Raw genomic sequence first — 14,463 nt, 5'->3', positions numbered from 1 at the left:
TGACCGGCTACGGCTTGACGCCGACCCCGGCGTACAGGCCGTCTTCCTCCGGGTCGACGACTGCCGCCAGGCGGTCCGGGCGCCAGTTCGCCGACGTCGTCAGGCCCGGCTCCACCAGCTCGAAACCCTCGAACAGCGCCAGGACCTCATCGCGCGTGCGGGGGTAGATGTGGTCCTGGGTCGACCGCATGGTCTCCGCGATCTTCGGGTCACGCAGCACCGCGAAGTCGTTGGTCAGATGCGTGAGCGCGAAGTAGCTGCCGGACGCCAGGGCGTCCCGGTAGGCCGCGAACACCGTGCGGGGCGCGGGCTCCGGCGGCAGGTAGTGGCCCAGCGTGACGGCCAGCAGCCCGACCGGCTCGTCCAGGTCGATCAGGCGCCGGACGGGCTCGGACTTCAGCACCACTTCCGTGTTCGTCGCGTCGGCCTCGATGGCCTCGGCGTTCGGGTTGTCCTTCAGCAGCAGCAGGCTGTGCGCGACGGCCACCGGTTCGTAGTCGACGTAGACGACCCGTGCGGCGGGGTCGACCGCCTGGGCCACCTCGTGCACGTTGCCGACCGTCGGGATCCCCGACCCCAGGTCGAGGAACTGCCGCACGCCCTGCTCGACCATGAACCGCACCACGCGCCGCAGGAACGCGCGGTTCCGCCGCGCCACCGTGGCCACCTGCGGCTGGATGGCCTCCAGCCGCTGCGCCACCGCCCGGTCGGCGGCGAGGTTGTGCGCGCCCCCGAGCAGGTAGTCGTAGATGCGGGCCGCGCTCGGCCGGGAGATGTCCGCGCCCGGCGGGATCCAGTCGGCGCCTTCCTGCTCGGTCATCGCTCGTTCCCCTCGAAATCGGCTCCGCCCAACCTTAGCGGGACCGGGGTGAAATGCTACTTCCGCGCGGCACCGGCCAGCATCGGCAGCGAGACGAAGTCCGCCAGCGCCTGCTGGCCCGCCGCGTTGGCGTGGATGCCGTCGCCGTTGTCGTACGCCGGCAGGATGCTGTTCGGCTTCAGCGGGTCCTTCAGCACCTGGTCGAAGTCCACGACACCCGAGCACGCGCCGCCACAGCTGTTCCACCGCGAAACGAACAGGCCGATCTCGTGCCGGGCCAGGTTGGCCTGGTCGCTGTAGCCCGGCCGGGGCGTGCTCGGCGTGACGTAGACCGCGATGCCCGCCGCCCGCAACCGCTCGAAGACCGCGCGGTAGCTCGCCAGGATCGTGGCCGCGTCGCAGCCGTAGGCCAGGTCGTTGGTGCCGTAGTAGTAGATGACCGCCGTGACGCCGTGCAGTGCCAGGACGTCCCGGTCGAGCCGGCTCATCGCGTCCAGTCCCGCCACCGACGGCGGCATGCCGGGGCACGACCGGGCGCTCGTCGTTCCCGAGACGCCCGCGTTCGCGACCGCCAGCTGCGCCGAAGGCGGCAGTTCCGCGACGATCCGCCGCGCCAGGTCGTCGGTCCACCGCCGGTCCGCGCCGGGCTGCGTGCACCCCGGGCCGCAGTTCGTGCTGCCGATCCCGTCGACGACCGAGCTGCCGAACGGCACGAGCGTGCCCTTCAGCCCGGGATTGTGCACGTCGACGGCGCTCACGACGTACGTCGAGCCGACCGTCGACGTGTAGGCGCCGCCGGACACGTCGGCCGTGTGGTCACCGGAGCCCGGCGCGCTGAGGTAGTTGTCCCGGAGCGCCGCGCCGTGCCGGCCGGGCACCACCGAGCCTTCGACGGACAGGCTGACCGCGAGGTTCGTGTCCGGCCGCGTCACCAGGCGCGTTTCGTCGCTCCAGACCTCCCCGCCCGCGGGGATGGTGACCGCCCGCCGGCCGCCGAAGGTCAGGTCGCGCACCGGCTCGACCGCCGCACCGGACGTGCTCACGGCGGCCGTCGCGTGCCCGACGGTCAGCGGCCCGGAGCCGAAGGTGTTCTGCAGCCGGACGCGGACCGCGTCGCCGCCCTGGCTGAGGTGGGAGATCATCCGCAGCGTCCGGTCCGACACCGGTGCGTCGGCGTGGCCGTCCTGCGACTGGGCCCACGAGGTGAACCAGGCGTGCCCGGCGCCGGCCGCACCCGGCGCGGAGGCGACGACGACTGCGGAAACCGCGGCCAGCAAGGCGATCCTGTGGGCTGCTCGCACGGTGCCTCCCGGTCCACAGTGGACTTCACGGCGACGGCGGCGCCGCCACTCGATCGTAGGGAGCGGGTGCGGAAAGCGGCAAGCAGGTTGTCCGATCCTGTCAGCGGCCGGACGCCGTGGCTAGCCCTTCGCCAGGGCTTGGACGCGGCTGAGTGGGCCGTTGTAGTAGTTCTGGTCCCCCGGCAGGCCGCCGTCCCTGGCGAACTGCCAGATGCTCTGCTTGTCCCAGCCCGCGGGCAGCTCGCCGATGTCCGGGGCGTACCTCGCCAGCCACAGCGGGTCGGTGTCGCCGAAGCGGCCGGTGTTGCCGGTGCAGCGCTTCCACCAGCTCGTGCTCGTGTAGATCAGCGCGCTGCGCTTCACCTTGGCCAGGTAGGTGCGCGTGAAGTCCGCGATCCACGCGGTCATGTCCGCCGGGCTCTTGCCGTAGCAGACGTCGCCGCCGTACGGGTTGTACTCGATGTCGAGCGCGCCCGGCAGCGTCGTCCCGTCCGCGCGCCAGCCGCCGCCGTTGGCGATGAAGTACTCCGCCTGCTCCGCGCCGCCCGAGACGTCCGGGCGGGCGAAGTGGTACGCGCCGCGGATGATGCCGGCCGCGTGCGCGCCGTCGTACTGGCCGGCGAACTGCGGGTTGACGAAGCCCGTGCCCTCGGTCGCCTTGACGTAGGTGAACTTCGCGCCGGCGCCGGCCGCGGCCGGCCAGTCGACCACGCCCTGGTGGCCGCTGACGTCGTGGCCGAGCGTCTGCCCCGCCTCGGCGCGGGCGGTGCCCTGCACGCCTTCGTGCAAGGCGATCTGCGTGCCCGCGTAGTTCGTCGCGGCCAGCGAGTAGTCGGGCGACGCCGCTCCGGCCGGGGTGGCGACGGCCGCCGTCGCGAGAGCCGCCAGTGCGGCCGCGGTGGCGGCTCTCCTCCGCCACCGCCGTTCGTCGTGTCCGGCAACGGTTCGGCTCATCGGTGCTCCGATCTCGGTACTGGCACGTCCGGAGCCCATGCTGCCTGCCCGGATCGCCGTCCGCGAGGCTTCTGTCACACGATGTAGTGATCTTGGCCCTCAGAGCTCGGTGGTGATGATCGCCTCGACCAGGACCTCACCGGCGGGCGTCAGCTCGATCACGCCGGCTTCCGGCCGCAGCCGGACGAGACCCCGCGCGGCCAGCGAGCGGAACTTGCCCAGCCACGGTTCCGCGAACAGCGAACGCCCCGGGAACCGCGCGGCGTGCAGGGCATCGCGCACCGGCCGCAACGTCGTCAGCGCCATCTTCACCGCCCGGGCCTCCTGCGCATCGGGGGTGAACCGCGTCGCCGATCCGAGCGGGATGCGGCCCGCCTCGACGGTTCCGGCGTACCGCTTCGGGTCGACGTCCGTGATCGCCTCCGACGCCCGGCAGCTGGAGCTGCCGCCCAGCCCGATCGCGACCTCCGGTTCCTGCTTGTCCTGGTCGACCATGATGGCCTTCCACTTCTCGGGCCCCAGACCGGCGCGGGCGAAGTACATCGTCGGGTGCTCGGTGTAGCCGGCCGCGCGCAGTCCTTCGGTGAGCAGCTCCCGCATCTGGTACTGCTCGCCGAGCGCCGGCCAGCGGTGGCCGTCGCGCACCAGCTTGTCCCGGTAGGACGGCAGCTGCCACGCGGCGGGCTTCTCGCCGGTGACGCCGGTGCGCGTATCGCGGTAGGAGGCCAGGTGCAGCTTCGTGCAGACCACGGCCGTGACCTCGTTCTCCAGCACGAGGTCCAGGTCGCGGCGCACGCTGCCGACGCTCTGGTCGAGCAGGCCGTACATCAGGTCGACGCTGATCCACTCGAACCCGGCACGCTGCGCGTTGCGCACGAAGTCCACGCACATCGCGGCCGTGTGCTCGCGGCCGCACAGCCGCAGCACGTGGTCGTCGAAGGACTGGACGCCGCTGGACAGCTTGGTGCAGCCCAGCTCCCGCAGCAGCTCGAGCTTGGCCGGGGTGAACGTGCTGGGGTCGCCCTCGAACCGGATCGTGGTCCCGGCGGTGAACCCGAAGTGCGTGCGGTAGAAGTCCAGGAGGCGGCGGATCTCCGGCTCCGGCAGCAGGGACGGCGTCCCGCCGAAGACGTTGAACTCCCCGACCTCGGCGTCGCGCAGGTTCGGCACCGCGTCGAGCCACGACCGCGCTTCGCGGATGTTGAGGTCGACCCAGCGTTTCGCCTTGTCGTACGCGACTTCCGGGTTGCCCTTGACGAGCACCACCGGGTACTGGCAGAAGCGGCAGCGGTAGGCGCACGTCGGGATGTAGGACCACAGGTGGATCGGCCCGCACGACGCCAGCTGCGCGTCCAGGTCGCGGAGGAAGTCCGCGGGCGTGCCGGGCACGTTGCCCGGGAACACGTGCGCGCCGAACGGGTCCTCCCGCACGAAGTCCAGCAGGTGCCGGTTCTCCGGGGCTTCGAGGACGTCGAGCACGGCGGGACGCGGCCACGCGGGGTCGAGCGCGTGCAGCGAGCCGATCGCCTCCTCGTAGGCGGAGGTCATCAGAACACCCCTCCGTTGCCGAAGTAGTCGTGGGCCTCGCCGGACTCGCGGTCCTCGCAGTAGTAGCGGACGAACTCGGTGAACCGCTCCGGCGGGACCTTCGCCAGGCAGGGCGGCAGCGGCGGCGGGAAGCCGATGTCCTCGCCGACGTGGCGGCGCAGGCACGCGAACAGCTCGTCGGCGAACTCGAAGTACAGCCGGTACGACGGCGTCTTGTAGGCGTGGATCGGGGTGAAGTCGAGGACGCGCATCTCGTCGCGGATCTCGGCGATCCGCCGGGCCAGCCGGGCGGCGAGGTCCGGGCCGAAGAACGCGACGACGGCGTCGTCCGCCAGCAGCGCCGGAGTCAGCAGCACCGGCAGGATCGTGTTCTTCGGTGTGAAGTCCTTGATCGAGAACTCCCACGCCTGGCGTGCCTCGGCCTCGGTGAGGTCGGTGACGGCCGCGGGCGCGGACGGCCGGATGTCCCGCATGACGATGGTGCCGCCGGAGCCGTAGGCCCGGCCCGCGATGACCTCGTCGATGGCGTGGTCGACGCGGCGGGGGTTGATCTCGACCCGCGAACGCGGGGCGTAGGTGATCGCGTCGCCGCCGCACGCGACCTTGATGCCGAAGTCCCAGTCGTCGGAGAGGTGGCTGACGAACTCGCCGTCCCGCAGCTGGTAGAAGATCTCGATACCGCCGGCGCGCTCGTAGGCGTCGCGCTCGACGGCGAAGCCCTTGCCGTCCGGGAAGCCGCCGAACAGCGAGAACGTGACGGCACGGCACCGCAGGGTCTTCCGGATGGCGTCCCACAGGCGCGGGCGCCCGGTGAAGTGTCCGGCGTCGTAGTAGTAGTCGCAGACGCCGATCGCCGCCTTGCTCGCCTCCATCGCGGCGAACAGCTCGCCCAGCCAGTGCGCGTCCACCCGGCAGTCGGCGTCGGCCGAGACGAGGTAGAACCGCTCGCCCGGGTCGGTGTCGGGCCGGTTCCGGCTGCGCGCCGCGGCGAAGTCCATGCCCGCCCGCCGCGCGCACGAGACGCCCTGCTCGGCCTCGTGGACGACGTGCAGCGCCAGATCGGGGTGGTCGGCCGCGAAGGCGTGCGCGACGGCGACGGTGTCGTCGGTGGAGTTGTTGTCCACCAGGACGACTTCGTAGCGGCTCTTGTCGAGCGGCCCGTCGCCGTCGCGCTGGTCGTGCAGCGTGCGCAGGACCTCCGGCAGGTTCGCGGCCTCGTTGTAGACCGGCAGCACGACGCTCAGCCGCGTGCCCGCCCCCATCGGCGGCGGGTAGAGCCGCTCGACCAGGTCGCCGACGACGTCGGCGCCGAAGCGCGCCCGCCCGAGTTCGGAGTTCGCCCGCACCACTTCGGCTCGTTTCCCTTCGTCGGTGATCAGCTCGGCCACTTCCCGCGCGAACGGCTCGTCCGGCAGGTCCCGGGCCCGGATGTCCAGTACCGGCGCGCGGAACCCCGCGCGGCCGTAGACGACGTCGTACAGCTCGTATCCGCTGGTGATGTACGGCGTCCCGGACGCGATCGCCTCGCTCACCGGGTTGCCGTAGCTCTCGTAGTCGTAGGAGGTCAGGAAGGACACGACGGTCGCGTGCGCGAGCAGGTCGCGCACCGAGTACCGGCCGGGCACGGTCGTGTCGTACGGGGTGAGCCAGCCGCCGAACACGACGCGGTCGCGGACGCCGAGCCGGGTCGCGAGCCGCACGAGGCGCGCGTGCTCGGCAGGCGCTTCGGCGGTGTCGCCGGCGACGAACAGCCAGACGCCGGGCAGCAGCGCGAGCAGGTGGAGGTCCCGGTCGAGGCGCTTCTGCGGGATGATCCGCGTGATCCGGGCCAGCAGCGGGACGTCGCCGGGAATTCCGTGGTCGCGCCGGAAGCCCGCGTTGCGCCCGTCGATCCGCGCCGGCGCGATGGTGAACGCGTTGGGCAGCACGTCGATGTTCCGCAGGTCCGGCACCCACCGCAGCGTCTCGGCTTTCGCGTGCTCGTGCAGCGCGAAGTAGTGGATGTGCGGCGAGTTCCGCGGCGCGGGGACGCCCGGGTACGGGAACCGGCCGTACTTGGCGATCCCCGGCTCGCTCTGCCACATCAGGTCGTGGTCGCGCCAGAAGACGAACCGGCCGAGCCGGTGGCGGCCGCCGTAGCGGTCGATCGCCCGGTAGAGCGCTTCGGTGTAGGTGACGTTCTCCGGCAGGGTCCCGTTCTCCACCATCACCATCGTGACGCCGAGACGTTCCCACGTGGCGACGATCTTCCCGGCCAGCTCGCCGGCGATCCGGTCGATCTCCGGCCACAGCCTGCCGTCCCCGCCCTGGACGAACTCCCGCAGGACCCGCTCGGCGAACGCCCGGTCGTACCCGCGGATTTCGCCGGTACCCGCGACGCGGTCGAGCGTGACCCAGCCGGGCAGCAGCCCGGCTTCGTCGCGGTAAGGGCGGAAGAACGCGCCCTTGTCGGTTTTGATGTCGTAGCCCAGATCGAGGTGCACCCGCCGCCCGGCGAGCCGGCCCGCCGTCTTGAGGAACTCGACCACGACCCCGGACAGCGCCGTCGCGTCGAAAGACACGCCCCAGAGGACTGACATCGATGTCGGACTCCCGTCTCGGCTTCGCCGCCGGTTCCACCCTACGGGCTTCGCCGGGACGTGGCCGGGCGAACGGAGAGCGCTTTCCCTTCCGCGGGAGTGGTTGACCGCGGACGCCGGAACCCCCAGAGTGACACCGTGAACCGGGCCCTCGGGGTGCTGACCTGCGGCGCCTTCCTCTCGATCGTGCTCGGGGTCCTCGGCTCCGGGGAGCCCGTGGCCGCCCTCGTGCTCGGCGCGGTCTTCGCGGCGCTGGCCATCGCCGGCTTCGGCTGGGTGCGGACCCGGGGCGGCCGGGCGTGGGCGGCCGCGTACGTCGTCGTGGCGCTGCCGCTGGCCTTCGTGACGTTCACGATCGACGCCGGGGTCGGGACGACGCTGTTCCTCGTGGTACTGGTCAGCCAGTGCGTGCTGCTGCGGCTGCCGCTGCCGGTGATCGCGCTCGTCATCGCCGTGGTGCCGCTGGTGCACCTCGGGATGTCGCTCGGCGAGGGCTTGCGGGAAGGGCTCGGCACGCTCGTTTCCGTGCTGTTCGCGGCGGTGATCACCGAACTGCTGCTGCGCGAACAGCGCTCCCGCGGCGAACTCGCCGAGGCCCACGGGAAGCTGCGCGGTTACGCCGCCCAGGCGGAACGGCTGGCGACCGCGCAGGAGCGCAACCGCGTCGCGCGCGACATCCACGACGGGCTCGGGCATGCGCTGACCGTCGTCCAGATGCAGGTCAAGGCCGCGCGGGCGGTGCTGCCGACCGATCCGGCCAAGGCCGACGAAGTCCTGGCGAAGGCGCAGGAACAGGCCGAGGCCGCCCTGGCCGAGGTGCGCCGCTCGGTCACGGCGTTGCGCGAACCGCGGTCGGCGCCGCCGCTGCCGGAAGCGCTGCAGGCACTGGTCGCCGAGACCTCCGCCGCCGGGGTGCCGGCCGGGCTGACGGTGTCCGGCGTCGAACGAGACCTGCCGGAAGAGCACCGCGAGGCGCTCTACCGGGCGGCGCAGGAAGGACTGACGAACGTCCGCAAGCACGCGTCGGCCGGACGCGCCGACGTCGTGCTGGACTACACCGGCGGCTCGGTGCGGGTCGAGGTCCGTGACGACGGCGCCGGCACGGACGGCGGCCGGACGACGGGGTTCGGCCTGCTGGGACTGCAGGAACGCGCCGCGCACCTCGGGGGCACGCTCGAATTCACCTCGGCGCCGGGCGAAGGCAGCACGCTGCGCATGGAGGTTCCGCGATGACGCCGGTCCGCGTCCTGCTCGTCGACGACCAGGCGCTGTTCCGCGAAGCCCTCGCCACGTTGCTGGCCACCAACGACGGCATCGAGGTCGTCGGCGAGGCGGGCGACGGCGACGAAGCCCTGCGCCGCGCCGCCGCGCTGGCGCCCGACGTCGTCCTGATGGACCTGCGCATGCCGGTCCTCGACGGGGTCGCGGCGACCCGGCGGCTGCGCCTGGAGCACCCCGGTGTCCGGGTCATCGCGCTGACCACGTTCGACGACGACGAGGACGTCTTCGCCGCTCTACGCGCGGGTGCGGTCGGGTACCTGCTCAAGGACGTCTCGTCGGCCAGGCTGGTCGAAGCGGTGGTCGCCGCCGCGCGCGGGGAGTCGGTGCTGCAGCCGTCCGTCGCCGCGAAGGTGGTCGCGCGGTTCGTGCAGCTGCCCGACGCGCCGGGGCCGCGTCCGCAGCCGCTGGTGGTGCCGTTGTCGGAGCGGGAGCTCGACGTGCTGCGCCTGCTCGCGGACGGCCGCAGCAACCGGGAGATCGCCGCGAAGCTGTTCTTGGCCGAGGGCACGGTGAAGAACCACGTGACGAACGTGCTCGGCAAGCTCGGCGCCCGTGACCGCACCCAGGCCGCGCTGCGCGCCCGCGACCTCGGGCTGTTCTGAACGGTCACATGACCCGGGTCGTGACTTCCGGCACGTCAAGGCACGGCAGGCACCCGGGATCCTCGTCCGGGAGCAACCCTGGAGGGACCCATGACCACCACCGCACCGCCCCGGAGCACCACCCGCAAGCTCGCCCGGTTCACCAGCCACTACGCCGAAATGGTCGCCGCCATGCTCGTCGGGATGGTGGTGCTGCAGCCGCTGTGGCCGCCGTCCTGGCTGGTCCGCCCGGACGCCGGCGCCCTCGTGATGGCCACGGACATGACCGTCGCGATGACCGCGGCGATGCTGCTGCGCCGCCACTCGTGGCCGCGGATCGCCGAGATGGCCGCCGTGATGTACCTGCCGTTCGCCGCGCTGCTGGTCCCGTACTGGTTCGGGGCGGTCGACGGCGCGACGGTGATGGGCACCGGGCACGTGGTGATGTTCCCGCTGATGCTCGCCGCCATGGTGTGGCGCCGCGCCGAATACTGGCACTGACGTGCGGACCGTCCTCAAGCGCGTCGCGCTCTGGCTCGCCGTCCTGCTCGTCCCGGCTGCCGGCGCGACGGTCTCGGCGCTGTCGGCCTTCGGAGCGCTGTACTCCCCCGGCCCGACCCGGAGGCACCGGACCTCGTCGTCGTACCCGCCCTGCCGGACGTCGGCGAGGCCGGCACCGAGCCGGTCACCACGTGGCTGCGGACGCAGGCCGCCCGCGGCGCGAAGCTGCTCGGCGTCTGTAACGGCGCCGGAGTGCTCGCGTCCGCCGGCCCGCTCGACCGACGGCCGGCCACCGCGCACTGGCTGAAGGTCGACAGCTGGGCCGCCGACTACCCCGCCGTGCACTGGCTGCGGAACCGGCGGTTCGTCGACGACGGCGACGTCGTCGACGAACCGCCGGCATCCTCTCCGGCATCGACGGCACGCTGCACTGGGTCGAACGGCCGGCCGGGCGCGAAGCCGCGGGCGCCGCGACGGCGATCGGCTGACGGCTCCGGCGTCGATGCCGGACGCGGCCGCGATCGTCAACGCCGCTTTCCGCTGGAACCCGGACGAGATCGGCGTGCTGCTCGCCGACGGCGCCGGCGAGATCGAGCTCGCGTCGATCTTCGACACGCAGGGTCAGTCGCTGTCGTCCCGCACGCTCTCGCTCAGCGCCGGCCGCGGCCCCGTCCGGTCGCGGCACGGGCTGACGTTCCCGCCCCGCGCGAGCCTGGCCGCGGCGCCGGATCTCGCCCGGCTGCTCGTGCCCGGCGCGGCGCGCGGAGTTACCCCGCCGCCCGGCGGCCCGGCGCCCGAGTACGTCCACGACCGGCCCGGGTTCCCGTACGACTCCGCGGTGAGCGCCCTTTCGCGCCGCACCGGCGTCGCGACGGCGCGCTGGACGGCGAAGGTCCTGGAGCTGCCCCCCCCCCCCCCCCCCCCCGACGGCGTCCGCTTCGAAGGCCGGGCGTGGCTGTGGCTGCCCACGGCGGTGCCCGTGGTGTGCTGATCCTGCTGGGCGCTCGGCGGTCACAGTGGCCGTCCGGCCGCGGAAACGGCACCGGGGCGCCTGACCCGGCCAGAGGGAGCAGGAGGCCCTGAACCGTTTCAGGGCCACCACTGCTGTCGAAGCGGTTCACCGACTCGGCGCCCCGGTGGAGTATTGCCAACGTGTGGGTTTGTGATTACAGTCACGTGTCACGTTTGCTTGAAACGTTTAAATCCCGCTCGTCCCCCGCCGTAAGGGAGCTCGTGATGCTGCCCTCGAAACGCTGGCGCGCGACCACCACCACCACGCTCGCCGCGATCCTGGCCCTCTCCGCCGCGGCGGTGCCGCCCGCCGGCGCCGCCCCACCGCCCGACCTCGCCGGCGCGCACTGGATCTGGTACCCGGAAGGCGACGCCCGCGTCTCCGCGCCGGCCGCGACCCGGTACTTCCGCACCACCTTCACCGTTCCCGCCGGCGCGGTCAGCGACGCCCGGTTCGTCGTCGCCGGCGACGACACCGCAGACGTCTGGCTCAACGGCAAGCCACTCGCCTCCTCGGCCCGCACCGCGGACTCGTGGCGCTCCGCGCTCGGGGTCGACCTGCGGCCCGCGCTGGTGCCGGGCGGCAACACGCTCGCCGTCGCCGTCCGCAACACCGGCGGTCCGGCGGGCCTGCTCGGGCACCTGCGGGTGACGACCGCCTCGGGCAGCACCGACGTGACCACCGGGTCCGGCTGGAAGAGCGCCACCACCGCGCCGGAAGGCTGGGAACAGCCCGGTTTCGCCGACGGCGGCTGGCCCGCGGCCGCCGACCTCGGCACGTACGGCACGGCGCCGTGGGGCACCGGCGTCACCGCGCCGGGCCCCTCGGACAAGACACCGCTGTCGGTCGCCAGTGCCACGGTCGGGAACCGGGCCGACCCCCTCGGCGTCGACCCGGCGCGGCCGCGGTTCGGCTGGAAGCTGGCGTCGGCGGCTCCGCAGCAACGGCAGTCGGCGTACCAGATCGTGGTGTCCGGCGGCGGGACCGACGTCTGGGACAGCGGCCGCGTCACCTCCGCGCAGCAGGCCGACGTCGCCTACGGCGGGCCGGCGCTCGCCTCGCTCACCGCCTACACGTGGAAGGTCCGGGTCTGGGACGGCCAGGGCCGGATGAGCGGCTGGAGCCCGGTGCAGCGCTTCGAAACCGCCCTGCGCGACCCGGCCGCCGAATGGACCGGCGCGTTCCTCGGCCGCGCCACGGCCGGGCCCGACCTCGCCGGGGCGAGCTGGATCTGGTTCCCCGAAGGCGATCCGCTCGGCGGCGTGCCGCCCTCGACCCGGTTCTTCCGGAAGACCTTCGACCTCGCCGCCGCGCCGCCGAAGGCCACGCTCGTGGTGACCGGCGACGACACCGCGACCGTCTGGGTCAACGGCACGCAGGTCAGCGACTCGCCGCGGGTCACCGACTCCTGGAAGACCGCAGCCGTCCTCGACGTCGGCGCCCTGCTGACCGCCGGTACGAACACCATCGCGGTCAGCACGGAGAACACCACGCAGAGCCCGGCGGGGGCGATCGCCAAGCTGACCGTCCAAGGTGGACAGTCCGTCGTGACGGACGGCTCGTGGAAGGCGAGCCAGACCGGGCCGGCGGGCTGGCAGCAGCGCGGCTTCGACGACACGACCTGGCCGGCCGCACGGGCGCTGACCGCGTACGGCAGCGGGCCGTGGGGTGCGGACGTCGCGGTCAGTGCCCCCGCTCCCCTGCTGCGCAAGAGCTTCACGGTGACGAAGCCGGTCGCGAGCGCCCGCCTGCTCACCACCGCGCTCGGCCTGCAGGAGACCCGCCTCAACGGCGCCAAGGTCGGCTCCGAGGTCCTCGCCCCCGGCTGGACCGACTACACGAAACGCCTGCAGTACCGCGTTTCTGACGTCACCGGGCAGATCCGCGCGGGCGAGAACGTCCTGGGCGCGCTGGTCGGCAACGGCTGGTACTCCGGGAGCATCGGCATCGCCGGCAGCCGGAAGTACGGCACCGAGCCGTGGTACTCGGCGCAGCTGCGGCTGACGTTCACCGACGGCACGAGCACCACGATCGCCACCGACGGCACCTGGAAAGCCGGGGACGGCCCGATCCGCGCCGACGACCTCTACCAGGGCGAAACCTACGACGCGCGGCTCGCGGCGGCGGGCTGGGACCGGCCCGGCTTCGACGACCGCGGCTGGGCGGCGCCCCGGATCGGCAGCGGCGCCAAGCCGAACCTGGTGTCCCAGGTGGACAACGGCGTCACGGTGCAGCAGGAGTTCAAGCCGGTCGCCTGGACCCAGCCGAAGCCGGGGGTCTGGGTGGCCGACCTCGGCCAGAACTTCAGCGGCTGGAACCGGCTGGCGGTGACCGGCCCGGCCGGCACCACGGTGACCATGCGCCACGCCGAGGTCCTCAACCCCGACGGCACGATCTACACGGCGAACCTGCGCGCGGCGCAGGCCACCGACCGGTTCACCTTGGCCGGCACCGGCGGTGCCGAGACGTACGAGCCGCGGTTCACCGTGCACGGTTACCGGTACGTCGAGCTGACCGGGCTGCCCTCGGCCCCCACCGCGGCCACCCTCACCGGGCGGGCGATGTGGACCTCCGGCGCCCGGACCGGCACCTTCACGACGTCGAACGCGCTGGTCGACCAGCTGCAGCACAACATCGTCTGGGGCGAGCGCTCGAACATGCTCGCCATCCCGAGCGACTGCCCGCAACGCGACGAGCGGCTCGGCTGGACCGGCGACATCGGGATCTTCGCCGGTACCTCGACCTTCAACCTCGACGTCGCCAACTTCCTCGGCAAGTTCAGTGACGACCTGGTCGACGCGCAGCACGACGACGGGTCGTTCACCGACGTCGCGCCCGGCGTGCTGGGCGGCTCCGGCACCGCGGGCTGGGGCGACGCCGGCGTCATCGTGCCCTACACGCTGTGGCAGCGGTACGGCGGCACCGCCGTGATCGACGAGCACTTCGCCGCGATGGTGAAGTGGGTGGAGTACCTGCGCTCGACCTCCGGTGCCGACCTGATCCGCGACCACCCGACCTACGGGGACTGGCTCAACGTCAACGACAGCACCGCGCAGGACCTGATCTCGACGGCGTTCTTCGCCTGGTCGTCCCGGCTCGTGTCACGGATGGCCGCGGCCACCGGGCACCCGGCCGAGGCGGTGCAGTACGGGACGCTCGCCGACCAGGTCGCCGCCGCCTTCACCCGCCGGTTCGTCGCGGCGGACGGCACGGTCGGCGCCGGTTCCCAGACCGCATACGTGCTGGCACTGGCGTTCGGGTTGCTGCCAGAAGACCGGGTCCAGCCGGCGGCGGACAAGCTCGCCGCCCGGGTCGCGGCGGCCGGCGGGCACCTCAGCGTCGGGTTCCTCGGCGTGGAGAACCTGCTGCCGGTGCTGGCCGCGCACGGCCACGCCGACGTCGCGTACCAGGTGCTCCTGCAGCCGGACTTCCCCGGCTGGGGCTACATGATCGGGCGCGGCGCGACGACGATCTGGGAGCGCTGGGACGGCATCAAGCCGGACGGCACGTTCAACGACCCCGGGATGAACTCGTTCAACCACTACGGTCTCGGCTCGGTGGGCGACTTCCTCTACCGCTCGGTCGGCGGCCTGTCGCCCGCGTCCCCGGGCTACGCGTCGCTGCTGGTGGCGCCGCGGCCGGGCGGCGGGCTGACGTCGGCGAAGTCGGCGTACGAAACCCCGTACGGCGCGGCGGTCAGCGACTGGTCGATCACGGGCGGGCAGCTGACGCTGCGGGTGACCGTCCCGGCCGGGACTTCGGCGACGGTGCAGGTGCCGACCTCGCAGCCGGGGTCGGTCGCCGCGCCGCCGGAAGCGGTGCCGTCCGCGCCGGGGACGTTCTTCGTGCCCGCGGGTTCGTACGTCTTCACCGCGCGGGCCTGACG

At 72.8% G+C, this 14,463-nt stretch carries 10 protein-coding genes; 5 read left to right on the top strand and 5 right to left on the bottom strand.

Going from position 1 to position 14,463, the window contains the following annotated elements; genetic code table 11:
- Positions 1-7: 7 nt before the first annotated feature.
- The 5 genes from BT341_RS25440 to BT341_RS25420 form a co-directional block, all read right to left on the bottom strand.
- Entirely contained in the window at positions 8-820 is an 813-nt protein-coding gene (locus BT341_RS25440; protein ID WP_072478672.1) for an SAM-dependent methyltransferase, read from the bottom strand.
- A 56-nt stretch (positions 821-876) separates the two neighbouring features.
- Entirely contained in the window at positions 877-2,121 is a 1,245-nt protein-coding gene (locus BT341_RS25435; RefSeq protein WP_072478671.1) for a GDSL-type esterase/lipase family protein, read from the bottom strand.
- 120 nt (positions 2,122-2,241) lie between these two features.
- Complete coding sequence (locus BT341_RS25430) at positions 2,242-3,075, bottom strand: GH25 family lysozyme (RefSeq protein WP_072478670.1); 834 nt, start codon at positions 3,073-3,075, stop codon at positions 2,242-2,244.
- Positions 3,076-3,174: 99 nt separating this feature from the next.
- On the bottom strand, positions 3,175-4,623 hold the full coding sequence (locus BT341_RS25425) for a radical SAM protein (RefSeq protein ID WP_072478669.1): 1,449 nt from the start codon (positions 4,621-4,623) through the stop codon (positions 3,175-3,177).
- Positions 4,623-7,202, bottom strand: a complete 2,580-nt coding sequence (locus BT341_RS25420; protein WP_072478668.1) for a glycosyltransferase — start codon at positions 7,200-7,202, stop codon at positions 4,623-4,625. Before BT341_RS25420 ends, BT341_RS25425 begins: the two co-directional genes overlap by 1 nt.
- A 138-nt stretch (positions 7,203-7,340) precedes the next feature.
- Between BT341_RS25420 and BT341_RS25415 the strand changes: the two genes are divergently transcribed.
- The 5 genes from BT341_RS25415 to BT341_RS25395 all read left to right on the top strand — a co-directional run bounded on the left by BT341_RS25415 (position 7,341) and on the right by BT341_RS25395 (position 14,461).
- On the top strand, positions 7,341-8,435 hold the full coding sequence (locus BT341_RS25415) for a sensor histidine kinase (protein ID WP_072478667.1): 1,095 nt from the start codon (positions 7,341-7,343) through the stop codon (positions 8,433-8,435).
- Entirely contained in the window at positions 8,432-9,085 is a 654-nt protein-coding gene (locus BT341_RS25410; RefSeq protein ID WP_072478666.1) for a response regulator, read from the top strand. Before BT341_RS25415 ends, BT341_RS25410 begins: the two co-directional genes overlap by 4 nt.
- 90 nt (positions 9,086-9,175) lie before the next feature.
- On the top strand, positions 9,176-9,565 hold the full coding sequence (locus BT341_RS25405; RefSeq protein ID WP_072478665.1) for a hypothetical protein: 390 nt from the start codon (positions 9,176-9,178) through the stop codon (positions 9,563-9,565).
- Positions 9,566-10,067: 502 nt separating this feature from the next.
- Positions 10,068-10,556 (top strand): hypothetical protein, encoded by a 489-nt coding sequence (locus BT341_RS25400; protein WP_072478664.1) that lies wholly within the window; start codon positions 10,068-10,070, stop codon positions 10,554-10,556.
- Between the two features lie 245 nt (positions 10,557-10,801).
- The gene (locus BT341_RS25395; RefSeq protein ID WP_072478663.1) at positions 10,802-14,461 is read left to right on the top strand and encodes a family 78 glycoside hydrolase catalytic domain; all 3,660 of its coding nucleotides are present in this window, start codon (positions 10,802-10,804) and stop codon (positions 14,459-14,461) included.
- The last annotated feature ends 2 nt before the right edge of the window (positions 14,462-14,463 follow it).

It is taken from the genome of Amycolatopsis australiensis, assembly GCF_900119165.1.
GTDB classification, from domain to species: Bacteria; Actinomycetota; Actinomycetes; order Mycobacteriales; family Pseudonocardiaceae; genus Amycolatopsis; species Amycolatopsis australiensis.
Note: the sequence above shows the minus strand (reverse complement) of the source record. Positions and strands in the feature narration are given on the sequence as shown.